At 66.6% G+C, this 25,212-nt stretch carries 19 protein-coding genes; 5 read left to right on the top strand and 14 right to left on the bottom strand.

The features are described from left to right. Positions 1-265 precede the first annotated feature (265 nt). The 7 genes from JHW45_RS17150 to JHW45_RS17120 all read right to left on the bottom strand — a co-directional run bounded on the left by JHW45_RS17150 (position 266) and on the right by JHW45_RS17120 (position 9,428). Positions 266-1,606, bottom strand: coding sequence for a lipopolysaccharide biosynthesis protein (locus JHW45_RS17150; protein WP_272858794.1), 1,341 nt, complete (start codon positions 1,604-1,606; stop codon positions 266-268). A gap of 7 nt (positions 1,607-1,613) precedes the next feature. After that, positions 1,614-2,471 (bottom strand): sulfotransferase domain-containing protein, encoded by an 858-nt coding sequence (locus JHW45_RS17145; protein ID WP_272858793.1) that lies wholly within the window; start codon positions 2,469-2,471, stop codon positions 1,614-1,616. 12 nt (positions 2,472-2,483) lie between these two features. Further along, complete coding sequence (locus JHW45_RS17140; protein WP_272858792.1) at positions 2,484-3,308, bottom strand: hypothetical protein; 825 nt, start codon at positions 3,306-3,308, stop codon at positions 2,484-2,486. Beyond that, a complete protein-coding gene (locus tag JHW45_RS17135; RefSeq protein WP_272858791.1) occupies positions 3,305-5,359 on the bottom strand; it encodes a GumC family protein in 2,055 nt (684 codons plus the stop codon). Before JHW45_RS17135 ends, JHW45_RS17140 begins: the two co-directional genes overlap by 4 nt. After that, entirely contained in the window at positions 5,356-6,687 is a 1,332-nt protein-coding gene (locus JHW45_RS17130) for an O-antigen ligase family protein (protein ID WP_272858790.1), read from the bottom strand. The genes JHW45_RS17135 and JHW45_RS17130 overlap by 4 nt, the downstream gene beginning before the upstream one ends. Positions 6,688-6,748: 61 nt before the next feature. Continuing rightward, a complete protein-coding gene (locus tag JHW45_RS17125) occupies positions 6,749-7,945 on the bottom strand; it encodes a glycosyltransferase family 4 protein (protein ID WP_272858789.1) in 1,197 nt (398 codons plus the stop codon). 367 nt (positions 7,946-8,312) lie between these two features. Then, positions 8,313-9,428, bottom strand: coding sequence for a DegT/DnrJ/EryC1/StrS family aminotransferase (locus JHW45_RS17120; RefSeq protein ID WP_272858788.1), 1,116 nt, complete (start codon positions 9,426-9,428; stop codon positions 8,313-8,315). Between the two features lie 364 nt (positions 9,429-9,792). Between JHW45_RS17120 and JHW45_RS17115 the strand changes: the two genes are divergently transcribed. Both JHW45_RS17115 and JHW45_RS17110 read left to right on the top strand, forming a co-directional pair. Next, positions 9,793-10,905, top strand: a complete 1,113-nt coding sequence (locus JHW45_RS17115) for an alpha-hydroxy-acid oxidizing protein (protein ID WP_272858787.1) — start codon at positions 9,793-9,795, stop codon at positions 10,903-10,905. Between the two features lie 132 nt (positions 10,906-11,037). Next, complete coding sequence (locus JHW45_RS17110) at positions 11,038-12,198, top strand: N-acetylneuraminate epimerase (protein WP_272858786.1); 1,161 nt, start codon at positions 11,038-11,040, stop codon at positions 12,196-12,198. Positions 12,199-12,267: 69 nt separating this feature from the next. On the opposite strand, the gene JHW45_RS17105 is transcribed toward JHW45_RS17110, so the two are convergent. The 3 genes from JHW45_RS17105 to JHW45_RS17095 form a co-directional block, all read right to left on the bottom strand. Beyond that, positions 12,268-14,052: a SulP family inorganic anion transporter gene (locus JHW45_RS17105; protein ID WP_272858785.1), complete on the bottom strand. Its 1,785-nt coding sequence runs from the start codon at positions 14,050-14,052 to the stop codon at positions 12,268-12,270. A 4-nt stretch (positions 14,053-14,056) separates the two neighbouring features. Then, complete coding sequence (locus JHW45_RS17100; RefSeq protein ID WP_272858784.1) at positions 14,057-15,700, bottom strand: alkaline phosphatase family protein; 1,644 nt, start codon at positions 15,698-15,700, stop codon at positions 14,057-14,059. Positions 15,701-15,772: 72 nt separating this feature from the next. Further along, positions 15,773-16,318, bottom strand: coding sequence for a TAXI family TRAP transporter solute-binding subunit (locus JHW45_RS17095; RefSeq protein WP_272858783.1), 546 nt, complete (start codon positions 16,316-16,318; stop codon positions 15,773-15,775). A 320-nt stretch (positions 16,319-16,638) separates the two neighbouring features. Here JHW45_RS17095 and JHW45_RS17090 point away from each other — a divergent pair, with 320 nt between their 5' ends. After that, entirely contained in the window at positions 16,639-16,833 is a 195-nt protein-coding gene (locus tag JHW45_RS17090) for a hypothetical protein (protein WP_272858782.1), read from the top strand. On the opposite strand, the gene JHW45_RS17085 is transcribed toward JHW45_RS17090, so the two are convergent. Continuing rightward, the gene (locus JHW45_RS17085; RefSeq protein ID WP_272858781.1) at positions 16,828-18,651 is read right to left on the bottom strand and encodes a TRAP transporter permease; all 1,824 of its coding nucleotides are present in this window, start codon (positions 18,649-18,651) and stop codon (positions 16,828-16,830) included. The genes JHW45_RS17090 and JHW45_RS17085 overlap by 6 nt on opposite strands. A gap of 183 nt (positions 18,652-18,834) precedes the next feature. On the opposite strand from JHW45_RS17085, the gene JHW45_RS17080 reads away from it, so the two are divergent. Further along, the gene (locus tag JHW45_RS17080; RefSeq protein ID WP_272858780.1) at positions 18,835-19,617 is read left to right on the top strand and encodes an IclR family transcriptional regulator; all 783 of its coding nucleotides are present in this window, start codon (positions 18,835-18,837) and stop codon (positions 19,615-19,617) included. Positions 19,618-19,677: 60 nt separating this feature from the next. Here JHW45_RS17080 and hmgA read toward each other — a convergent pair whose 3' ends face one another. From hmgA to JHW45_RS17065, 3 genes are all read right to left on the bottom strand, one after another. Continuing rightward, on the bottom strand, positions 19,678-21,027 hold the full coding sequence (gene hmgA / locus JHW45_RS17075) for a homogentisate 1,2-dioxygenase (RefSeq protein WP_272858779.1): 1,350 nt from the start codon (positions 21,025-21,027) through the stop codon (positions 19,678-19,680). A 136-nt stretch (positions 21,028-21,163) separates the two neighbouring features. Further along, positions 21,164-22,453 carry an MFS transporter gene (locus JHW45_RS17070; protein WP_272858778.1) on the bottom strand — a complete coding sequence of 430 codons (1,290 nt, stop codon included), beginning with the start codon at positions 22,451-22,453 and terminating at the stop codon, positions 21,164-21,166. 149 nt (positions 22,454-22,602) lie between these two features. Further along, on the bottom strand, positions 22,603-23,751 hold the full coding sequence (locus JHW45_RS17065; protein WP_272858777.1) for a baeRF3 domain-containing protein: 1,149 nt from the start codon (positions 23,749-23,751) through the stop codon (positions 22,603-22,605). Positions 23,752-23,909: 158 nt separating this feature from the next. Here JHW45_RS17065 and JHW45_RS17060 point away from each other — a divergent pair, with 158 nt between their 5' ends. Then, positions 23,910-25,172 (top strand): MFS transporter, encoded by a 1,263-nt coding sequence (locus JHW45_RS17060; RefSeq protein WP_272858776.1) that lies wholly within the window; start codon positions 23,910-23,912, stop codon positions 25,170-25,172. Positions 25,173-25,212 lie beyond the last annotated feature (40 nt).

Here is a 25,212-nt window from a genome sequence, read left to right as displayed (position 1 = left end):
GCGATCTTCCCCTGATTGAATAGATCGTCCGAAACTCCCAACCCTGCCCGGCACATGAACTTCTTCGGTTCTCTGCCGCGTCCGATTCACCCTGCGGTAGATGTTTCAGGTCGCGGCACCGGAAAATCGTCCGTAATTCGTCCTAAATGATTGTGAAAACTGTCTTTAATGGCAGGTTTTTGCCCGTCATGGTTTTGCGGGATGCGCATGTTTGCGCATGTTCCCGCCGCTGCCGCGCCGCGCCCTGACGACGGGACCGAATCGGTCAGCCTGCGCGACCCGCCTGCCACCGGGTTAGGGTGCCGAAAAGCGTTAGATTGACGCCGCGCGCGCGCCAGACCAGCAGCGACAGAACCCCGTAGAAGACGGCCCAGGCCAGCGTCGCCCCGACGGCCGCGCCGCCAAGGCCGAACAGATACCCGCCCGACGCCACAAGCGCCATCAGGACCGGCACCATGACCAGCGACACGGTCATCAGCACCCGCTGATGCCCGCTCAGCGACAGCACGTTCGACGAGGGGCCGAAGATCGCAAGACAGACCGGATCGGCCATCAGCACCGGCAGCAGCCACCACGCCCGCGCGAAATCGGCATCGTAAAGCCCAAGAAGCGCCGGTCCCACCGCCCAGAACGCGACCAGCCCGGTCAGCGCCGCCACGATCTTCATCAGGTTGGACCGGTCCACGATCTTCAGCAGATGCGCATCGTCGCCCGCCGCGATCCGGCGCGACAATTCGGGCGTGACGCTTTGGTTTACCGCGATCACCGCGAAGCGCGCGAAACCGACGAAGGACAGCGCCACCGACAGCCGCGCCACATCCGACGGCACCAGGCTGACCGAGGCGAACAGCACGGTAATGTCCTTGCTGTATTCGATGAACAGCAGCGCCGCGCCGATTTGCAGCCCATAGGCGATCCAGTCGCGCCGTGGGCCAAGATCGCGCGAAACGCCCGCAAGCCGGCGATAGTCTTGCCGCAGCAGAAGCTGTTGCAACGCCAGATTCGCAGCCGCCGACAGAAGGAAACAGGTCAGCACCACCGACGCGGTCGGTGCGGTGGGCGAGACCAGAAGAAACAGCGTCAGAAACGCCAGCAGCATCAGCGGACGCAGGAACGTCCCCGGCAGCGTGGCGACGATCACGCGCGAGAATCCCATCGCATGGGCCGACCCGATCCGCAGCGGTCCCATGAACGCGACGCTGAGAACAGCAAGCAGGAACACCAGCCCGTCGCCGCCGCCGCGCAGCAGGATCGCCGCCGCGCCGATCGCGATCACGACCGGGATGCAGATCCCGGCCACCTGCCATGTCATGCGGATGAATCCTGCGGCGCGGCCAGGTTCCTCGCGATACAGCGCCTGCGTCAGGAAACGCGCCGCGCCGGCCTCGCAGCTTGCCGTGGCCAGGATCGGCAGCAGCATCGCCAGCGACATCGCGGTCAGCGCGCGCCCCATCTCGTGCGCGCCCATGACGCGCACCATCAGCAGGCTGAGAACCAGCCCCAGCACGGCGCCCAGCACCCGCGCCGACAGGATCGTCAGCGGCACCAGAACGCCGGTGCGCCCGATGCGGCGCCAGATCGCCGCGCGCCGGGTCAGCCTGTCCACGATGGGGTCACGAGGGCGATCCGGGCCAGCTGGGCCATTCGACCGGATCGCGGCCCAGCAAGCGGGCCGTCACCTGCATCTCGTCCGCAAGTTCGTCCACCAGACGTTGCCGCGTCCGGGGCCGCATCGGCGGCACCTGGGCGCGCACGTCGATCCGGTTCGACGCCAGAACCTGCCGGAAGGGCGGCAGCTTCTTGATCCGCATCAGATGTTCTTCCCAGCCCATCGCGCGCATCCGGTCGCCCTGCGCGCGCAGCAGATGACGCAGCCACGGCCAGCGTGCCCGATCGCTTTCGTTGCGCCGTTCGGACAGCAGGCCGGTGGTGAAATCCGCGTCGATGCCAAGGAAGCGATAGAGTTGTCGCGCGGCCTGTGCCGGGTCCTTGCCGATATGCTCGGCCAGCAGGACCAGCACCTGATCGCGCGGAAAGACCTGAAGCCAGCGGCCCAGATGCGTGCCATAGCGCGATTGTTCCAGATACGAGGGGTTGTTTTCCAGACCGTCCTCGAAACTCAGATCGGGCGGGATATGGCCCTTGATCACCTCGTGCAGATGGTTGGAGTAGGCGCGTTCCACCGGGTCGCGCAGCAGCAGCACAATCTTCATCGCCGGGTCATAGCCATGCACGCGCTCCGGCGCGCGCGGATCGTGGAAATAGCTGGGCGAGTTTTCGAAGCGGACCGCGGCGGCTGCGCCGTCGAAGAACGATTCATACCAGCGATAGCCGCGATCGAAGTAATAGCTGAAGAAATCCAGTTCCTTTTCCGGCGCGACATGCGCCTGGGGATGGGCGCGCAGCATCGCGTGTATCCATGACGAGGCGCATTTCTGCGCGCCGATCCCGATGGCATTTGGCTTGTTCACATCCCGGACCTTCTACCCGAATTTTCGCCGTGCCGCGTCGTGGATCTGGATATCGGCCGCGCAGGCCTGTTCCAGCCGGCTGCGCTGCGCCGCGTTCAGGCTGATGGTCGGCCAGTTTGCCTGATTGCGGCGGCCGACGCGCGGCCGGACGCCGAACATACCGGCAAACCGGTCCAGAAACCCGGCCATGTCGTCCAGAAAGCCAAGCACGGCGATGCGGTCCAGCCGCGCCAGCGCCTGCGCCAGCACCTCGGGCTCATCCTCGGGCCGCACCACGTTCCTGCCGCCCAGATAGCGCAGGAAGACGGTGGCGTGGCTGCGTCCGACCGGCCCGTCCAGCCAGGCATCGACATCCGGGGCGACATATCCGTTCGCCGCCATCATCGAAAAGTTCGAAATCGCCCGCGACACCGGTTCGCGCAGCACCGACACGGTGCGATAGGTCGATCCGAAATGCCGTTCGGCGGCGGTCGAGTAAAGCACATGGCCGTGGATCAGCTGCGCGCCCGCCGTCATCTGGGACAGCATCAGACGCTCTCGCAGATCGAAGGTCAGATGCCCGTGTTCCAGATCCTCGTGGCACAGCGCCTCGTCGTCGCGGTCGAATTGCATGATCGCGGCGGCGCGGCGGGTCGCGACCGCGTCCAGAACGGCCACGGACCGGTGCAGCGGCACGGTGGCGTAAAGCGCCTCGGACAGGGATGTGCCGCCGCATTTCGGCATGTGCAGAAACAGGCAGGGATGGCGCAACCCCCCGGCCAGCGCGCCCGCCCGGCCGGAATAGATGCGCAGCCTGCGCCAGGTGCGCGGATGGATCAGCCGGCGCGACGCGGTCATGCGGCCTTCCGGGGCGCGGCCATGTCGTGCAGGAACAGCCCGCGGCGCGGCACCTGGGTCAGGAAGGCGCCGGCCAGGCGGCGCCCGATGCCGGGACTGCGATCCAGCATCTGCGCCAGCGCGTTCAGCGACACCTGACCGAAGGGCAGGGCCAGCAGCACCCGGTCGACCCGTGCCCGGTCCACCATTTCCTCGGCCGCGCCGGACAGGATCGGCCCGTCGATCAGGACGATCCCCGCCTCATCGCCATGTTCGGCCAGCAGCGCGGCGATCGCGGCGGAATAGCCCACCGGATCGACCGGCCGCCCGGCCTGGGGCAAGGCCACGGACAGCCCCTCCGCCGGCTGCGCCAGCGCAAGATCGGCGTTCAGCGGGACCGGATCGGCCATGCCGGGGCCGAAGACCGACAGAAGCCGCCGGTCCGCCGGATCGCCCGCGACCAGCAGCACCCGTTCGCCCTGACCGGCCAGAAAGGCGGCAAGCGTCGCGCTGAGCATGGTCCGGTCGCGGCCGGCGGCGACCGAGGTGATCATGGTGACGCTGCGGTCCCGGCGCAGCAGGACGGCGGTGCGGCGCAGGCTGTCGTAAAGCTGGCGTTGCTGCGCCGTCCGGCCCGCGGCCAGCGTCGCGGGATCGGCCGGCACCGTCGAGCGGGTTGCGCCGCGCGGCACCGTTCCCAGATAGGCCAGATCAAGCCGGTCCCGCAGCGCCTGCGGATCGCGGATGCGATCGTCCATCTGGGCGCGCACGAACACCCACGCCATCGCCAGCAACAGCCCGCCCAACAGCCCGCCCGCCAGCACCAGCGGCAGCGGCGGGTTCGCGGGGCTGGTGGGCGGGATCGCATCGTCGATGACGCGGGTGTCGCCCACGACATACAGATCCTGGCTGCGGCTTTGCTGCAACTGACCCATGATCCGGCGCTGTTGTTCCTTTACCGCGTCGGATTCGCGTTGCAGGTTGCCCAGTTCGATCTGGGTCGCGGCGATCTGGGACAGCTGCGCCTGAAGCTCGGCATGCCGCGTCTGCAAGCGTTCCAGATTGGCCTCGGTGATCTCGCGCGTGGCGTCGGTCGCCTCGCGCATGCTGGACAGCTCGCTCAGCATCTGGCGGACGGTGCGGTCGATCACGGCGTCGTTGTCGGCATCGCTCAGCTGGACTTCCTTGTATTGCTGCATCAGGCGGGTCAGCGTGGCGTTTTCGGGTCGCAGCGACAGAAGCTCGCCGATGGGGCGGTCGTTTTCCAGTCGCTGGATGTCTGTCTCGATCTGCGCCATGAACAGCGTCGTGCGGCGCAGGACCCGTTGCTGATCGACGATCTCGGCCTCGACATCGGCCATGGTTGCGCCCACCAGCCCGGTTTCGTCGTCCTTGGGAACGTCGTTCTCGACCAGGAAACGCTGGACGGCGGCCTCGGCCTCGCGCGCCTCCAGCGACAGGCGCGCAATCTCGTTCGACAGCCAGGCCGATTCCTGCTGGACGCGGTTGCGGCTGTCGTCCTGCTGGAACAGCACATATTCCTCGGCCACGGCGTTGGCGACGGCGGCGGCAAGGTCGGGGTCCTCGGCGGTAAAGCCGATCAGGATCACGAAGGTGTTGCCCTGACGCTCGACCGTCAGGTTGCGGTCCAGCCACGCGATCTGCGCCGCCTCTTCCTCTTGCGGTGTCAGGGGTTCATCGTCGGTCGTGCGCGGCATCGCGGGCAGCGTCGTGTCGCCTTGCAGCCTGGTCAGCACGCGCCTGAGCAACCGGCCCGAGCGCAGCACCTCGATCTCGGAATCGACCACCAGCGCGTCGGCCAGATAGATCGTCGGCGGGGCTGCGGCATCGCCGCTGCCGCCCAGGCGCGGGTCGATCAGGATGGCCGAGCTGGCATAGTAGTAATCGGGCCGTTGCATCGCCAGCAGGGTGGCCAGCGCGCCGACCAGCACGCTGCCCAGCAAAAGCACGGCCAGATTGCGCCGCAGCGACCACAGGCCGCGCCGGACCAGCAGCGCGAAATCCGGCACGTCGTTGCGCCAGGTGGGGGCAAGAGGGCGGTCTTGGTTCATGTCCTGACCTTGAAATCCGGTTCGGTAAGGCGGGCGCGGCGGGCGGCATTGCCCGTACGCTGCGCCGCGTCGCGTGGTAGCGAAAAGGCGGTGCCAAGCATGACGACCAGCATGATGACGATGGAATGACCCTGATAGTATTGCGGCCCCAGAAGCGACATCCCGAAAATCGCGATGACGATCACAAAGCCCCAGGCGGCATAGGGATCGTGGCGGTGCCGTGCATGCCACAATGTCCGGTAAAGCGCCACGGCCGTCATGGCGAAATGCGCCAGCACCCCGACCGGACCCAGCATGATCAGCAATTCCACGATCAGGTTGTGAAAGCCCGAGACGCCGTCGCCGTAACGCTGACGCAAGGCGATGATCTGCGAGGCGAAATCCGGGTTCTTCCAGAACCCCGAGGCGCCATAGCCCGCCCACGGCCGGTCGAGATAGTGCTGCCAGCCGAAATCCCACAGGATCGTGCGCCCGGTCAGCGTCGGATCGCGCCCGACCAGCCCCAGCACGGCCGAGACCGGATCGAGTTCGGCAAACAGGCTGGCGATCACGAACAGGCCAAGCGATCCCGCCATCAGCGCGGCCAGAAACGCCCACGCCCCGCGCCAGCCGATGATCAGCCATAACAGCACCGCGAACAACCCCGCCGCGCCTGAAAACAGCACGCCCGTTGCGGACCCGGACAGGCCCAGGATGACGACCGCCACGATCAGCCCCGCAACATAGGCCAGCCGGCGCTGCAGCGTCAGACCGGGCAGGATCGCGATGCCGAACACGCAGGTCAGCACGAACAGCACCGATCTGTGGCCAAGCGCGTTCTTGGACAGGAAAATACCCTGAAACAGGCCGCGCCCGTCATAGGCAGGGGCGATGGCGCCGGTGACATTCAGGATCGACACGACCATCGCAAACATCGTGACGGCGAAAAAGGCGCGGAATATCTGCCGGGCGCTGAACCGCGATCCCAGAAAGACCGCGATCAGCACCGTCATCGACAGTTGCAGGGAAAAGCGCAGAGTCTCGACCGGGACGTCCGACCACAGGGCCGAGGCAAGGGTCAGCGCCGGATAGACCAGAAACGGCCAGTTCCGTTCAAGCGCATGGGCGATCTGCGACAGGCTCGTGACCAGACGCAGCAGCATATAGGCATAACACAGCAGCCAGACCGCCGAATTGGTGCCCAGAAACGCGAACGCATCGGACGCAAACAGGATCACCACCGCCAGAAACACGGCGTCGGACCAGCCGAACGCACCGGCGGCATGACGCCGCGCGGGGGACGCGCCGGATCGCGGCGCGAGCGGGGGCGTCGAGGTCGCCACGCTCATCCCCGCACCGATGCCGGAACGGTGCCGCCGCAGGGGATGGCTGTCGGGCGCAGCCAGATCATCAGGGCAGATCCCCTGCCGCGGACCGATCCGCCTCGGTCAGGCGCGGCGGGGTCGCGGGATCTTCGGCCGCAACCTCGTCATACAGCGCGTCCCACCGGATCGATGCCGCGCGCGAATCGAACTTCTCGACCGCCGTGTCGCGCGCCGCCCTGCGCATCCGGGCAATCCGGTCCCTGTCCCCGATCAGCGGTGTCAGCCGGTCCACCGCCGCGCTGGCGATGCGATCCACCTCGGCGCGGAAATAATCCTCGTATTCCGGGCTGGCGCGCGAGATGTCCTGCGGACGCTGCCACATGCCAAGCGCATTGACCGGCATGTCGATCAGGATTCCGTTGCGGTCATCCTCGATGAATTCGGGCAGGGCGCACAGGCGCGTGCCCAGAACAGGCGTATGTTCGGCCATCGCCTCGATGGCCGAAAAGCCGAACGTGTCCACGAAGGTCGTCAGGACGCAGAAATGCGATTGCGCCAGTTTCTGCCGCGTCTGGGCATTGGGCATCGTGCTGTTGTATTCCACGTTCTCCAGCGTCAGCAGATCGGTATATTCCTTGAAGAATTCCGGCCGCTCGGGGTCGGTCCAGACCGCCTTGCCCATAACCAGGGGCGAAACGATGTTGACGCGGATCGGCAGCCCCGCCGCCAGCGCCTTCTGCGCGATCCTGACCGCGACGCAGCCGCCCTTGCGGGCGAAATGCGCGCCCACGAAGGTCAGCACCAGCGTCGTGCAGGGATCGTCGCGCAGCTGGTCCTGCGTGTCGCGGATGACGATGTTGGGATACCGGACATCCAGCTTGGCGCGCAGCCGGGGCAGATCGGGATTGTCGCGGTGCTGGTGCAGGAACCGGCGCCGGGCGAAATCCGACATGGCGATCAGCCGCCTGCACCGGGGGCTGGCGATGCGGTCGTCCAGAAAGCGGGTCAGCCTGTTGTCTTCGGGAAAGCGGAACCGGCGCGGCGCGTTATCCTCGAAGGACAGGATGTATTTCCGCGCGCCCAGAGGGATGCGGTTATTGGTATGGACCAGATCGGCCGGACGCCCCGGCGCCATCACGGTCATGCCCTCAAGCCCCGGATGGATCTGGTTGAACGGCACGAACCGCCGCCAGTCCAGAATGTGACGCGAATGGCGCGCGGTCATGAACTGCATCGGGTACCGATCCTTCAGCACCGCGATCCGAAGCGGGTTATCCGTCATCGCCACGATCCCTGTATCGGACCCTGCGAACGGCCGGGACATGCGCTGCACAACCGGCTCATCCGACTGCCTGCCGACACTTGCACATCATACCTGACCACCTTTCACAAACCAACCGCGCCCGTGCCCGGGCTTCCGCAGTCTTACGGGCGCGGCCCCTGTGTTTCAATTGCCGCGCCCAAGGCGGGCGACGGATCACCGATGGCGCGGAAATTCAGGGTTGAACCGATTGTCTCCGTTCAACCGGCGGGGCGGCCAAGCGGCCGGTGATGGCATGTTTTGCCGGGCAGGAGGCGGAACATAGCGGGAACCCTTGCCTGCGGACCCTGTGCGCGCCTCACCGGAAAGTGACGGCAGGCGCGGCGGATCAGCTGCCGGGGTCGGCCAGGATCGCGATGATGCGGTCCTGATCCGACGGGTCCAGATCGGGATACAGCGGCAGGCACAGCACGCTGTCGGCCATGCGGCGCGCGTTCGGCAGCCCGGCCGGATCGGCCGAGGGCAGATGGCGATACATCGGCAGATCCGAGATCAGCGGAAAGAAATACCGGCGCGCAAAGATATCGTGCGTTCGCAGCTTTTCGTAAAGCCCGTCCCGGCTGAGGGGATAATCCGGGCCGACCAGAACCGGGAACGCATAGGAATTGTGGCCCGGGCGCTCGGACGGGCACAGACAGTCCAGCCCCGCGATCTGCGACAGGGAACGCGCATACCGCGATGCCACCCGCCCGCGCGCGGCGATCAGATCGTCCATCCGTGGCAGCAGCGCCAGCCCCATCGCGGCGTGAAGTTCGCTCAGCTTCGCATTCAGGCCGGTCTCGGTCACCGTCACCTCGTCCTCGATCCCGAAATTGCCCAGCCGCTCCAGCGCCATCCTGGTGTCGCGGTCCGGCGCGATGATGGCCCCGCCCTCGACGCTGTTGAACACCTTGGTCGCGTGGAAGCTGAGGACCGAAAGATCGCCTTCGGCCGCCAGCGCGCGACCGTTGCTGCGCACCCCGAACGCATGGGCCGCGTCATAGATCAGCCGCAGGCCGTGCCGGTCGGCGATCCGGGCCAGCGCCTCCGTGTCGCAGGGGATGCCATAGCAATGCACGGCCAGGATCGCCTGCGTTTCCGGCGTGATCCGCGCCTCGACCGCCGCCGGATCGAGATTGGGCGATCCCGCCGTCAGGTCGGCAAAGACCGGCGTGGCGCCGGCCCAGCCGATCGCGTGGCTGCTGGCCACGAAGGAAAACGGCGTGGTGATGACCTCGCCGGTGATGCCGTAATGGCGCAGCGAGATGATCAGCCCAAGCGTCGCGTTGCTGGTCAGGACCAGATGCTCGACCCCCAGATAGCTTGCCAGCGCGGCCTCGAACCGCTGCAACATCGCCCCGCCATTGGTCAGGACGCGGCTGTTCCAGATGTCCTGGAACAGCGGAAGCACGTCGTCGAATGGCGGCAGGACGGGGCGCGTCACATAGATGGGCGCGCGGCTCATCCGCGCGGCCGGGGGCCGGTCGGCGCACGCGCGATGCGGGCTGTCGGGGTCAGGGGGATCGGTGTCTGCACGCGGCGCGACCTTCGGCTTGAATCAACCCAGACTATCCGTTGCGGGGCCGTATTCAAGCGAAGCTTTGCCTGTCCCGTCGCCCGTTGACATTCGGCGGCACGCGCAGAAAAACCGACCTGTATCGCAACGGTATCGACGGAAAGGACCTTTCATGGACGAGACACGGCGGAATTTTCTTGGCGCGACGGCCTTCGGCCTGGGCAGCCTGCCCTTTGTGACCTCGGCTGCGGCGTAGACCGCGTCGGATGCTCCGGCGGATGCGGGCGGGGCAGAGGCGGGGGCCGCGCCGGCGGTGCAGGCCAGCGACTATGGCGCCTCGACCGCGGATCAGCCGCTTGACATCGTCTCGCTGGACCGTCTGGACGCGGCGGTGAAAGAGGTGATCCCCGAGGCCGGTTATGAATTCGTGTCGGGCGGTGCGGGCGACGAATGGACCCTGCACGAGAATCGCCGCGCCTTCGACGATTTCCGCATCGAGCCCAAGCGTCTGCGCGGCGTCTCGCCCGAGGTCGACCTGTCGATCGAGTTGCTGGGCCAGTCGCTGCCCTTCCCGATCTTCACCGCGCCGATGGGCGCCCACGGCATGGTCCACGAAGAGGCCGAGGTCGCCACCGCCCGTGGCACCGGCATGGCCGGCACGCTGTATTGTTCCTCGGGCGCCTCGCACCGCACCCTGGAAGAGATCGCCGAGGCGACGCAGGGGCCGAAATGGTTCCAGCTTTACTGGAACAACGACACCGAGGTGACGCGGTCGCTGCTGGACCGGGCCAAGGCCGCCGGCTATTCGGCGATCGTGCTGACAGCGGATGCGCTTGGGCCGGGCCAGCCGGACGATTTCAAGGCCATGAGCTCTCCGTTCCGGCCGGACATGGTGTTTGGCAACCACGACCCGGAACGGGGCGGGTCGGGCAATTTCTTCGACCAGAAGCTGGACCTGGACACGAATGCGATCAAGTTCATCAAGGACCAGACCCGCCTGCCGGTGATCGTCAAGGGCCTGCTGCGCGCCGACGATGCCGACCGCTCGATCTCGGCGGGGGCGGATGCGATCCAGGTGTCGAACCATGGCGGGCGGCAGATCGACGGCGTGCCCGCCTCGATCGCGGCGTTGCCGGACGTGGTGGCGACGGTGAACGGGCGCGTGCCGGTGATCATGGATGGCGGCGTGCGGCGCGGCATCGACGTGGTGCGGGCGCTGGCGATGGGCGCGGATGCGGTGGCCGTGGGCCGTCCGGTGCTGTACGGGCTGGGCCTGGGCGGCGCGCAGGGCGTGCAGTCGGTGCTGGAACATCTGCGGGCGGAACTGCAATCCGCGATGCTGCTGAGCGGGGCGGCGAAACTGGCCGATCTCGACCCCAGCTTCATCAACCTCGTCGGCGCCAGCGCCGAAGCCAGCCGGAGCTGAGAGATGGCCGCCGCACCCCCGGACGGTGCGGCGGCGCGAAGAATCCGCCGTTCCGGTGTTCGTCGCGTCTTGATCCTGTCGCGATAAATGACGGTTGTAACCTCTGACATTCATCAAGGAGAAGTTGGCGACATGAAGCTGGGAAACGATGTGCTGCGCGGACTGGGCGCGCTGGTCCTTGTCTCTGCGGCCGGGGCCGCGTCGGCCGAGGACTGGCCCGATCTGCCGCTCGGGGTCAAGAACGGCATCGCCGCGCGGATCGACGACCGGCTGATCGTCGGTCTGGGAAGCGCGGGGCAGGACCTGTATGCGCTGGACCTGAGCGACAGGGCGGGCGGCTGGCAGGCGCTGGCCGCGTTCGGCGGCCCGGCACCCTCGCAGCCGGCGGCGGCCGTTTCGGGCGGCGCGCTTTACGTCTTCAGCGGGTCGGGCAACGCCACACCGGACGCCGCATCGCCCATCGTCTTCGACACCGTCAGCCGTTACGACCCCGACGCCGACCGCTGGCAGACGCTGGACACGGCGGCCCCGGCCGGTCTGCTGGGGGCCAGCGCGGTGACGCTGGAGGATGGCCGCATCGCCATTTTCGGCGGATACAACAAACAGCTTTTCGACACCTATCTGGCCGACGTCACCGCCATCGACCAAGAGGCCGATCCCGAAGGTTGGGACGCGGTCGTGGACGCCTATATGGGTATGAAGCCGGAAGACTATGACTGGAACGATCTGGTTCTGGTCTTCGATCCGGCGACGGAATCGTGGGGCGATCTGGGCGCGGACCCGTCGCTGCCCAATACCGGGTCGGCGGTCGTTGAAACCGCGCCCGGCACGTTCCTGATCGTCAACGGAGAGATCAAGCCAGGCCTGCGGACCGATGAGGTCAAATCCGTCACCATCGACGGCGACGAGGCCAGCTGGACCCGGATTGCGGCCCTGCCCGCGCCCGAGGGCAGCGAGGTGCAGGAAGGTCTGGCCGGCGCCTATGCGGGGCTGGTGGACGATGCCGTGATCGTGGCCGGCGGCGCGAATTTCCAGGGCGCGCGCGCCAATGCCGATGCCGGCAACTGGTATGCGCATGACGGGCTTTCCAAGCACTGGGCGTCCGAGGTCTTTGCGCTGCGCGACGGCGAATGGTCCCAGATCGGCACCCTGCCCGAAGGACTGGCCTATGGCGCGGCCTTCGCGGTGGATGACGGGCTGCTGATCGTGGGCGGAGAGGACAAGGACAAGGCCGCGCGGGACGATGTCTTCCTGCTGAAACCCGAGGATGGCGGTCTGACCATCGTGGACTGACGCGGATCGGGGGCCGGCGCCGGGCGGCGCCGGCCCCCGATCCGCGCCGTTGCGTGCGTCATCTGCGGGTCAGGCGGATGCGGTGCTTTCGGCGGCGTGTCTTTCCGCGCCGGGCTTGTCGCGACATTCCCGGAAACATCTTATGTCGCACGAGGCGCAGATCGAATCCGCTGCCGCCGCCACCGCCGGACGGATCGCGTCGGATTTGTGCGGATGCACGTTTTCCGGCCCCAGAACGTCAAGACAATGCAGCCGTTCCAGAACGGTCAGAACCTCCGGATTGGCGGCGATCAGGCGCAGGTCCTGACCGTGGGCGCGCGCGCGGCGCGCCTCGGACAGGATGAAATCGGCGCCGGCAAGGTCGATCTTGCCCACGCCCTTGAGGTTCAGGATGCAGGTCTTGAAGCCGTCCTTTTCCTCCATCCGCCGGAACTCCCGCTCGACATGCTCGACCGAGGCGAAGAACAGCGGCCCCTCGATCCGCACGAAGCGGATCTGCGGGCATTGCGGCAGGTCGAACTTTTCGGCGTTGCGAAAGACGCGGCGACCGTTCACCTCGGTCGGCGCCCCGACCGCGACCAGCGGATGGGCGCTTTTGTTCAGGAACACCGACAGCGACGCGACGACGCCCACGAGGATCGCGAAATCCAGTTCCGACAGGATGCCGGTCAGGAACGTGGCGCCAAGGATGAAGGTCTCGGACCGGCTGGTGGCCACGATATGGCGGATCTCGGCCACGTTGATCAGTTTCCACGCGACATAGAGGATGATCGCCGCCATCGCCGGCACCGGCACGAACCGCACGAACGGTGCCAGCAGGACCAGCAGCACGGCCAGAAACCCGGCCGCGAAGATCGCCGACATGGGCGAGGTCGCACCGCTTTCCGCGTTCAGGCCCGACCGCGTGAAGGACCCCGACCCGGCATAGCACTGAAAGAAGCTGCCGGTCAGGTTGGACAGGCCCTGACCGACCATTTCCTGGTTGGAATCATAGGTCTCGCCGCGCCGGATGGCGAAGGATTTGCCGATCGAGATCGCCTCCAGCAGGCCCACGAACGCGACGGCGACGGCGGCGGGCAGAAGCGTGCCGATGGTGTCCATGTCCAGCGCGGGCGCGCCAAAGCGGGGCAGGGCGGCATCCAGCGGCGCAAACATCGCCACGCCCGATGCCTCGGCCCCAAGCGCGATGGCCGTAAGCGATCCGACGACCAGCGCGATGATATAGCCCGGCAGACGCCGGCTGATCCGGGCCAGGATAATCAGGCTGACCAGCGTCACGCCCGCGATGATGACCGCGTTGGGATTGACCGCGCCGATATCCGCGCCGATCCCGGTCAGCCGGTGCAGCACGCCGCCGGTCCCGCCCGGAAGCCCCAGGGCCGGCCCAAGCTGGGACACCGCGATCAGCACCGCGGCGGCGGCGGTGAAGCCGACGATGACGGAATGCGAGATGAAAGCGATCAGCCCGCCCAGCCCCGCCAGCCCGGCGGACAGTTGCAGAACGCCGACCAGAAAGGTCAGCACCAGCGCAAGCGCGATATAGGTTTCGCTGCCGGGGATGGCCAGACCGCTGAGCGAGGCGAACAGCACGGCGGAAATCGCCGTTGTCGGCCCCGAGACCATGACCTGCGACGACCCCCACAGCGCCGCGACGACGGTGACGATGATCGCGGTGAACAGCCCGTATTCCGGCGGCAGGCCCGCGATGATGGCAAAGGCGACGCCCTGCGGCAGGACGATGGTGGCGTTGGTCAGCCCGGCATAGGCATCGGCTTTCCACGATGCCGCCGTCCGGTTGCGGAACCATGGCCGCACGGGCGAAAGCCGCCGCAGGATCGCGCTTGCCCCCTGCATCGCGTCAGGTGGCCTTGCCGGTCTTCTTGTCGGGGATTTCGGCCTCGGGCAGGACCGCGCGCAGCTCGTCCTCGTTGCGATAGCCGATCAGGATGCCGGCCTTGGCCTCGCCCAGCACGGTGTCGCGTGCGGCGATCCAGGCATCCGATCTGGTCGTGCGCTGCGACGTGCGGCGCGTCCAGTCGAAGAAGAGCCGTTCGAGCCGGGCGATCTGGTCGGCATGCGCGGGATCGGCGCCCAGATCGGTCAGCTCGTCCGGGTCGGTCTTCAGATCGAACAGCATCGGGCGGAACCCTTCGGCAAAGATGTATTTCCAGCGCCCGTCGAACAGCATGGTCAGCTTGGCGTCCTTGACCTCGACCCCCAGACGCCGGCGCACGTCGCGCATGGAATAATCGTATTCGGAGACGGCGAAGTCGCGCACCCTGTCCGTCTGCCCGTGCAGGATCGGCAGCAGCGATTTTCCCTCGATGATATGGGGCGCCGGGTCGCCGCCGAAGAAGTCGAGGATCGTGGGCACGACGTCGATGGCCTCGACCAGCGCATCGGATTTCAGGCCGCGTGTCGCGTCCGCCTCGGACCGCGGATCGACGACGATCAGCGGGATGCGCGAGGACGCGTCGTGAAACAGCTCTTTCTCGCCCATCCAGTGATCGCCCAGATAATCGCCGTGGTCCGAGGTGAAGACGATCATCGTCTCGTCCGTCAGACCCTGTTCGTCCAGAAAGGCCATCAGCCGGCCCATCTGGTCGTCGATCTGCTTGATCAGGCCCATATAGGCGGTCAGCACGCGGGTCCGCGTGCCGTCGTCGCAGAAGGCGCGGCTGACGCGTTCCTCCATGAAGGCGCCATAGACGGGATGCGGGTCCTCGCGTTCGGCCTCGCTGCGGACCGGGGGCAGATGCGTTTCGGGGCCATACATGTCGTGATAGGGCGCGGGCACGATATAGGGCCAGTGCGGCTTGATATAGCTGAGATGCAGACACCAGGGCGTGTCGCCCGCCTCGCGGATGAAATCCATCGCGCGGCCGGTGATATAGGGTGTCTCGCTTTCCTCATCGGCGGCGCGGGCGGGCTTGTCGGCATTGTCCATGAACCAGCCGCTGAGGATGTTGCCATCCTCGTCCTCGGCGGCGTTGGCGACGGTGGACCAGGGGTTCTCGTCCGGCCAGCCGCGTTCCTTCATGAACCCGTCATAGGCCTCGTTGCGCGGATAGCGGGGGCCGTCCGGGTGCAGCCCGTCCTCGCGCTCATAGGGTTCGAAGCCGCATTCCGACACCAGCGCGCCGATCTTGCTGTCGGGCGAAAGGCCAAGGCGGCGCATCCCCTCGATATCGGCGGTCATGTGGGTCTTGCCGCACAGCGCGGTGCGTACGCCAAGCGGACGCAGGTGATCGCCCAGAGTCATCTCGCCCACCTTCAGCGGAATGCCGTTCCAGGTCGAGCCGTGCGAACTGACATAGCGCCCGGTATAGAAGGACATCCGCGACGGCCCGCAGATCGGCGACTGGACATAGGCGCGGTCGAACAGGACGCCGCGCTGCGCCAGCCTGTCGATATGGGGCGTGTGCAGATGCGGGTGCCCGGTGCAGGACAGGTAATCCCACCGAAGCTGATCGCACATGATGAAAAGAACGTTCCTGGTCATGATCCGGCACCAATTGGAAATTGAGTCCGGGGCGCGCGCGCGCGCGCGGTCGCGCCCCGGCCTGTGTCAGGGTCAGATGCGGGCGGCGTCGGGGATCGTCACGCCCAGCTCCTCCAGCGCGCGCAGCGAACCGGGATGCAGGGGCATGTTGATGTCCTGCACCGCCGCCTCGGGCGTGATCGCCCGCAGCCAGGGCGCGCTGTCGCGCATCTCCTCGACGCCGGCATAGAAGGTCTTGGTCATCTGATAGATCATCTCTTCATCGGCATCCTGATTGGTGATGATGCCGACGGTGACGCGCAGCGTGGTGGTATCCTCGGAATTGACCTGGTTGTCGCCGTAGATACCGGCCGGCAGCGTGGCAAGGCCGAAGCCGGGGCGGCTGGCCAGCGCCGTGATCGCCTCGGATTCCAGCTGGTCCTGCGGGATGCCCAGGAAGCGGATCGGATTGGTCACGGCGATCTGGGTCAGGACCGGGCTTGGCGCGTTGGTCGGGTTGCAGTAGATATCCAGATTGCCGTCCTGGAACGATGCGGCGGCGGCGTCCCAGCCCAGCTTCAGCGCCTCGTAATCGGTGTCGGCCTTCAGCCCGGTAACCGCCTCGAACAGACGCTCCATGGTGGAATAGGCGGCGCTGCCCGGCGGTCCAAAGAAAGACCCGCTTGCCCGCCGCCTGATCCATCGCGGTGATGCCCGAGGATTCATAGACGGCGATATGATAGATGCCCATCGGAAAATTCAGCACCGCGCGCAGGTTTTTGGCCAGTTCCGGCGCCTGATCCAGCTTTTCAAACATCGCCTGCTGGTTGACCATCAGCGCATGCAGCGCCGGCGAGGACATGCAGAACGCGGTCTTGCCCATCGCCACCTCCAGCGCGTGGCGGGTGGCCGCGCCGGTGGCGTTGATCTGGATTTCATAGTCCGGCAGGTTCCGGTTGATGATGTTGGCGAAGGTGGTCATCACCAGGTTTGGGCTGGTGCCCGGCCCCAGGGTCGACATGCGCAGCAGTTCCTTGGCCATCGCGGCGCGCGGCAGCATGCCCAGCGTCGCGGCGGCGGCGGTGCCGGCCAGCACGCTGCGGCGATTGAGAATTGCGGTCTTCATGATTGGTTTCTCCTCATTGCGATCATGAAATCTGGCTTTCGGCGTCCAGCTCCAGCCGGTCGATATACATCACCCCCAGGGCGGCGACGGCGGCGATCCACGACACCATCGGTCCGAAGAAGATGAGTGCGGCGGCCAGCCCCAGTCCGACCGGCACCATGTAGGCCTTGCCCCGGCGCGGATAGCAGGCGCGCGAGATCAGGATCGTGGCCAGCAGCACGAACAGGATGGCCTGTGCCGACTGCGCCAGTCCGAAACCGGTGCCCAGCAGCAGCGCCGGCTGATAGATGAAGGCGAACGGGATCACGAAACCCGGCAGCGCCAGCCGCGAGGCCTCGATCGCCGTGCCCATGGGGCTGGCGCCCGCGATGGGGGCGGCGGCAAAGGCCGCCAGCGCAACCGGTGGCGTGACCGCCGACAGCACCCCGAAATACAGCACGAACATGTGGGTGTGGACAATCGGCACGCCCAGCCTTTGCAGCGACGGGCCCATGACCAGCACGATGATCAGATAGGCCGGCACGGTCGGCATGCCCATGCCCAGCAGCAGGCAGGCAAACGCCATCAGGATCAGCGACAGGATCAGCTGATCCTCGGCCAGGCTGGACAGCAGCGAGGCAAAGCGCAGCCCCACGCCCGTCAGGTTCAGCACCCCGATGACGATCCCCACCGCGCCCACGATCACCACCAGCTGGGCCGAGATCAGCCCGGCCGAGCGGATGAATTTCACCCAGGCTTCCCGGTTGGTCAGCAGATCGGGACGAATGGCAAAGCCCAGAACCGCGGCCAGCGCGACACCGACAAAGCCGGCATAGGCGGGCGACGAGCCGCCGACCATCGTCACCACGATCCCGGCCAGCGCCAGCACGAAGATGCCCATCTGCACCAGCTCGCGCCAGTTGAACGAGATGTCGGGCCGCGCCTCCTTGGCCAGATCCATGTTCCGCGCGGCGCTGGAGATCGCGACGAACAGCCCGCCGTAATACAGCAGCGCAGGCACGGCGGCAGCGGCACAGATGGTCAGATAGGGCACGCCGGTGACGTCGGCCATGATGAAGGCGACGGCCCCCATGATCGGGGGCGTGATCTGCCCGCCGCTGGAGGCCGCGGATTCCACCGCCGCCGCGAAGCGTGCGGAAAACCCGCGTTTCTTGATCAGCGGGATGGTGATGACGCCGGTGCCGACGACATTGGCGACCGCGCTGCCCGAGATGGTGCCGAACAGGCCGCTGGCGACCGTGGCCGCCGCCGCCGGGCCGGACCGCATCCGCCCGGTCGCGGCCATCGCCAGACGCACCAGCACCAGGTCGATGGCCAGCAGTTCCAGAAGCGCGCCGAAGACGATGAAGATCAGGATGGTCGACACGACGGTGGCCATCGGGCGTCCAAAGACACCGTCGAAGGAATACCACAGGACGGTCATCAGCTCTTCGGTCGAGATGCCGGCATGGCGCAGGAACCCCGGCGCCATGTGCCCGAACGCCCCATAGACCAGCACGATACCGGCCACCAGCGCCATCACCAGCCCGACCGACCGCCGTGTCAGTTCGATCACCGCGATCAGACCCAGCAGGCCCATCCAGATGTCGATGGAGGTCAGGAAATAAAGTCCGGTCTCGATCTCTTCGGCGGCGCGGAAATACTGATAGACGCCAAGAAACAGCGCGACGGCGACCGCGATCAGGATCGCCCGGTCTGCGGCGGTGCCGGACTGGCCGAACCCGGCCAGGATGATCAGCAGGCCGCCGGCCAGCAACATCCCGACGCGCAGATAGGAATCCGAAAACACGCCGAAAACCGACACGTAGAAGACGACGCCGATGATCAGCAGCGAAAGCCCTGTCATCGCGTATCCCAGATACGCATTTCCCTTGAGTGCTGACACGATGTCCTCCCCTGGTGTCACTGGCTCCGTTCAGGTCCGAATGTCTGTTCGCGTGTCGATTCGGGACGCGGCGCGCATGCTGAAAAAGTTATTGGACCGTCGCATCCCTGTCGATTTATTGTTTCACCAGGTGAAAGACGCAGGATGACAAAACTCAATCGCTCCATCGAACGCGGGCTGACCGTGCTTGAGGTCGTGCATGCCTCGGGCGCCAGTTCGCTTGCCTTTCTCGCGGCGCAGACGGGGCTGTCGAAACCGACGCTGCTGCGGATCTGCGCCACGCTGGAAAGCCGTCGCTGGCTGATCCGCAGAAGCAGTGACGGATGCTATCAGCTGGGCTCGGCCTTTCCGCAATCGGGCGTGATGCCGGATCTGGTCGACCGGCTGGTCGCGGTCGGCAAGGAAACCATCGTGCAACTGTCGGCGGAGACCGGGCTGGGGGTCGATCTGGCCGCCGGTATCGGCGACGGCCGGACCGAGATCGTCGATACCACGCGGGTCTTCAGAAAACACGGCGTCTATCCCGATGCGGTCGGATTCCGCCCCTCGCCGGTTCTTTCCGCCCTGGGGGCGGCCTATCTGTCGGCGTTCAGCGCCTCGCGGCTGGCCGAGTTGCTGAAGGATCTGATCCGGAAACTGCCGCGCGAGGATGCGGCCGCCCTGCCGCAATTGCCGCAGATCCTGCGATCCGTCGCCGAAAAGGGTTACGCCGCCCGAGAGACGGGGCATTGGGGCCGGGCGGTGGATTACGGCGAATTGCCGGCGGCCATCGCGGTTCCGATCCGGGCCGGCGCGGAACCGGTGGGCGCGCTCAACCTTGTCTGGAACGCCAGCGACCGGTCTGTCGAGGCGGTGGCCGCGGCGCATCTGACGCGCCTGCAATCGGCGGCGCGGGCCATCGGTCGCGCCTATGCCGATCTTGCCTGACGCAAGGCTTGATTGGCGATCCGCGCAGAACGGCGCGCGGATCGCCGGCGTGTGTCGGGCCTATTTCTTGCCCGGCGTGCCGTCGAACTTCTTTTCAAGCGTCTTCCAGACGTCGATGTAATCGTCCTGCAACGGCGCTTCCTTGCCGGCGAACTGGGTCAGTTGCTGCGGGAAGCGGGTCTCGAACATGAAGGACATGGTGTTGTCCAGCTTTTCGGGACCGAGATCGGCGTTGGATGCCTTTTCAAAGGCTTCGCGGTCCGGGCCGTGCGGCAGCATCATGTTGTGCAGGCTGACGCCGCCGGGGACGAAGCCCTGCGGCTTGGCGTCGTACTGGCCATAGATGTTGCCCATCAGCTCGGACATGATGTTCTTGTGATACCACGGCGGGCGGAAGGTGTCTTCCATCACCATCCAGCGTTCGCGGAACAGCACGAAGTCGATATTGGCGGTGCCCGGCTGCCCCGACGGCGCGGTCAGCACCGTGAAGATCGACGGGTCGGGGTGATCGAACAGGATCGCGCCGACCGGGCAATAGGTGCGCAGATCGTATTTGTAGGGCGCATAGTTGCCGTGCCAGGCGACCACGTCCAGCGGGCTCTGGTCGATCTTGGTGATGTGAAACTGGCCGCACCATTTCACCGTCACGGTCGAGGGCACCTCGCGGTCCTCGAACGCCGCCACCGGCGCCTTGAAGTCGCGCGGGTTGGCCATGCAGTTCGCGCCGATCGGGCCACGGCCCGGCAGTTCGAATTTCTGGCCATAGTTTTCGCACACGAAGCCGCGCGCCGGCCCGTCCAGCAATTCGACGCGGTACACCAGACCGCGCGGGATGATGGCGATCTCCTTGGGTTCAAGGTCGATGATGCCCAGTTCCGTGGCAAAGCGCAGCCGGCCTTCCTGCGGCACGACCAGCATCTCGCTGTCGGCCGAGAAGAAATATTCGTCCACCATCGATTCGGTGATCAGATAGATGTGGCTGGCCATGCCGACCTGCGTGTGCACGTCGCCCGCCGTGGTCATGGTGCGCATGCCGGTCAGCCAGGTCAGCTTTTCATCGTTGTGCGGAACCGGGTCCCAGCGATACTGGCCCAGGCTGGTCACGTCCGGGTGGATGTCGGGGGCTGAGCGGAAATAGGGCAGGTCAAGCTTTTCGTAACGATGGCTGTGCTTGACCGACGGGCGGATGCGATAGCACCAGGTGCGTTCGGGACGGACATCGGTGAAGGCGGTGCCCGAAAGCTGTTCGCCGTAAAGCCCATAGTTGCATTTCTGGGGCGAGTTCATGCCATGGGGCAGGGCGCCCGGCAGGGCCTCGGTCTCGAAATCGTTGCCGAAGCCGGGCATGTATCCCGGGGTGATCGTCGTGCCGCTGGCCCTTACCAGCGGCGCGGTTTCCTGAACATTCATGTCGTTCCTCCTGCTTTCCAGTGCGGCCTGCCATGACCGCCGCGAACTGACCGGATCTTAGGCCGGTAACCACGAGACAGTCGAGATTGCGTTTCACGCAGTGGAATCCCTGCGCGTCGGCGCAAGCGCGACCGAATCACGTCCCATCATGGATCTCGTCAAGGCCCCGAGTCACCAGCGAAGCGGCCAGCGCCATCGCGGCAAAGATCAGCAGCGTGACATGCGGCCCGGCCAGCGAAGCAAGCGCCCCGAAGATGCCCGATCCCAGCAACGCCACCCCGATCACCGTGTTCGATACGGCGGTATAGGTCGCGCGCCGGTCGGGCGGCGCCATGTCCACCAGATAGATCACCCGTCCCTGCCGCACGCCGTGATAGGCGATCATCAGCACGAACAGCACCGCAGGCAGCGCCCAGATCGTGCCCGACGCGCCCGCCAGGTCCAGCGCCACCGCCGCCAGCAGCGCCGCCGCCCCGCCGATGCCCGACAGCATCAGGACCTGACGGCTGGACCGGTCGGCCATCCGGCCCCAGATCCACGAACTGACCGCCGAGGCGATGGAGGATGCCAGAACCAGCGCCCCAAGGCGGTCGAAACCGCCCTGGCCCGCCTGCGCCCCCAGCAGCACGATATAGGGCGGCGCCAGCGCGGTGGCCGTCAGCAGCCCCCGCGCCCAGATGAAGCGGCGCAGTTGCGGATCGTGGCGCAGGATGGAAAGCTGGCCCAGCGTCGGCGTGTCGGCCTGACCCGGCGCAGGCTCTTCCCACAGCGTCGCAAAGACCAGCCCCGCCGACAGCCACAGCAGCGCGGCCAGACCGATGGCCACGACGACCAGCGCGGCGCGATCCGCCATCCCCGACAGCAGCACCAGTGCGAAGATCACCACCGCGCCCGCGCCCAGCGATGTGGCAACGCCCGTGGCCGCCCCGCGCCGCGACTGGCCCACGGTCTTGCCCAGCACGTCGCTGTAGCTGACCGAACAGATCGACCGCGCCACCGCCAGCACCGCCAGCAGCGCACAGATCGCGACCCCCGCCGCCGTGCCGGCCAGCGTCAGCGCGGCCAGCACGATCCCCGCCGCCGCCACGCCCTGGCCGATGCAGCCCGCCACCCAGGCCCATTTGCGCCGCGCCATCGCCTGCACGCGCGGGGCGGTCAGCAATTGCGGCAACAGCGCGCCGGCCTCGCGGATCGGGACCAGCAGACCGACGAAGACCGAGGAGGCGCCCAGATGATCCAGCAGCCAGGACAGAACCAGCTTGGGGTCGATCAGCCCGTCGGCGATCTTGCTCATCGACAGCGACGCGGCGTGGCGCAGGAAATTCGCCGGCTCGTGCCGCGCCTGAGGCGGCGACAGCCCGCCCGCGCCGTCGGCATCCTCGACCAGCGCCAGAAACAGGCTGTTGGCCAGATCGGGCCGGGTCATCGCAGCATCGGTCCCGGATTGCGCCGCAAAGGCCGGCGCTTGTCCGGCCCCGTCGGCGTGCCCGAACCGCCGCCGCGATGCCACGCGGGTGCGGCGCAGACGCCGCCCGCCTTGCGGTGGCGGTTCGGGTGACGGGGATCAGGCAAGGATCAGAACCGATAGATCGCGGCGATGCCGGTGTCGGTCGGCATGTTCTGGGACGGCACGATCACCACCTCGCCGCCGTTTCTGACCGTATGCTCGCCCAGATCGTCCAGCATGTCGTCCACGTCCGGGTCTTCCAGCCGCGCGAACTCGACCGCGCCCGATTCCGGATCGAACCGGCCCGGCACGACCCGGTCCGCGTCGATCAGCAATGTGGCGATGCGGCTGGCGGCGGCGGCCCGGCCGATGTCAGACAGATCCGCGCTGCCGCGACCGTCCGCCTTCGACGCGCCATAGCGTTCGACCAGATCGCGCAGCCGTTCCAGATACGAGGGCAGCACGATCTCCCACGCGCGGGCACGCAGATCGTCCAGCGGCACCGAGGCCGGGTCCACGTCGATCGCATCCGGCATCAGCGACGGATTGCGGCTGATCTCGCGGAACATGTGATGATGCTCGGGCAGGGCGGCAAGCAGCAGCGGCAGACCCAGCGGACGGGAATAATTGTCCCGCACCGCCTCGTCCACGGCGCGGAAGAACTGTTTCGTGTCCTTTCTGACCGCATCCTGACGGACATTCGTGCCATGCCGCGTGGTGTGGCCCGCGCCGTCGCGGCCATGGGCCCGCTTGGTGCGTTCCGGGTCGTCGTCGCGCGGACCCATCGCCGCCTCGGCGTCATCGGGAAAATCGTCAAGCGGCTGGACCGGGTCCAGCGCATAGCGGTTGCCCTCGAACAGCGTCGCCTGCTGCCGGTTCAGCCCCAGCACGTGATAGCGGTCGGCCGACTGGATGATCCGCATCAGCGGCTTGGTGTGAAAGCTGCCGGCAACGATGGCGCGTTCCTGCACCGGCCGTTGCAGATGATAGACCCGGAACAGATCGGGCGTGGCAAAGACCGCCAGCCCGTCAAGCGTGTGGTTCCAGAACTCGCCATCCTCGGCCAGTTCGTGGAACGGGCGCAGGATCGTCTCGTTTTCCTTGCCGCCATGCTGGCGCGACAGCGATTCCTGCAGCTCTTTCAGAAGATTGCGGAACCGGATCGGGTCCTGCTGACGGTCGGGAAAGGTCCGGTGCGTCGGCTGATACAGCGAAATGCAGGGCCCCTCATGGTCTGCCAGCAGCACGTTGCGGTAATCGTCTTCAAGCGCATCCATCGTCATCTCCTGCATCGGTCCACGCCAGGCTTGGCCAAGGGGGATGAAACCAGATCGCGGGTCGGATATGCAAGCACTGTTACCGGCGCCGCGTTTCCGGCTATCACGAACCCTGACCGGACCCATCCCTGCCGGACCAACGACCCCGGATCGACGCCATGGCCCAGAATATCCGCGAAACCCTCGCCTCGGTCAGGCCGCTGCTGGGCGGCACCGCCGCCTTCATGGCCGGCAACAGCCTGCTGGGCGTCGTCCTGCCCTTGCGGATGGAAGGGGCGGGCTATCCCGTGGCGCTGACCGGCGCGATCATGGCGGCCTATTATCTGGGGCTGGCGCTGGGCGGGTTGCGATCCAAGCTGGTCATCCTGCGCATCGGCCATATCCGGGCGTTCTCGGCCTTCGCGGCGCTGACCGCGGCGGTGTGCCTGGCCTATGATTTCTTCTTCACGCCGGCGGCATGGGTGATTCTGCGGGTGGTCAACGGGTTCTGCATCGCCGGCATGACCACCTCGATCGAAAGCTGGCTGAACGAACGCAGCAGCAACGAGACGCGCGGCCGCGTCCTGGGCTTCTACATGCTGGCCTTCTATCTGGCGACGGCGCTGGGGCAGACGCTGGTGAACCTGTCCGAGGTCAAGGGCAGCGAACATCTGATGATCTCGTCGGCGCTGATCGGGCTGTCGCTGATTCCCATCGCCATGACCCGGCTGGGCAAGCCGGATCTGACCGATATGGGGGTGCTGGACCTGCGGGCGATCTATGCCGCCTCGAAGGTGGGGGTGGTCGGCGCGGGCGTGGGCGGCATCCTGACCGGATCGTTCTATGCGATGGCCGTGGTCTTTGCCCGCCAGATCGGGCTGAGCGTAGCCGAAGCCGCCATGTTCATGAGCGTCGTGGTGCTGGGCGGGCTGGCCTCTCAGGTTCCGGTCGGGATGCTGGCCGACCGGTTCGACCGGCGCATCGTGATGGCGGGAATCCTGATCGCGGTCGGCGCGTCCTGGGGGCTTTTGTCGCTGTCCATCGCCGGCGGGATGTCGCTGGTCGTGCTGATGGGCATGGCGCTGGTGTTCGGCGGCGCGATCAGCAGCGTCTATCCGCTGTGCGTGGCGCAGACATTCGACCGGCTGGACCGGCAGTTCTACGTGGCCGCGTCGGGGCGTCTGCTGATGGTCTATTCCATCGGCGCGACCATCGGACCGCTGCTGGCGTCGGTCCTGATGTCGATCTATGGTCCGGCCTCGTTCTTCGTGTTCGAATCCGTCATCGCGATTGCCTATGCGGTCTTCGTGCTGTTCCGCGTCAGGACCGTGTCGCAGGCCCCGCAGGAGGAGCGCGAGAAATTCGTGCCGCTGCCCGATATTTCGCCCGTCGCCATGACGCTGGACCCGCGCACCGAACCCAAAACCCCGGCGCAGGGCTGACAGGGCAAGTCGCGCGTGTCGATTCGCTTGTAAACCGGTC

Source organism: Paracoccus stylophorae (assembly GCF_028553765.1).
In the GTDB taxonomy this organism is placed as follows: Bacteria; Pseudomonadota; Alphaproteobacteria; order Rhodobacterales; family Rhodobacteraceae; genus Paracoccus; species Paracoccus stylophorae.
Note: the sequence above shows the minus strand (reverse complement) of the source record. Positions and strands in the feature narration are given on the sequence as shown.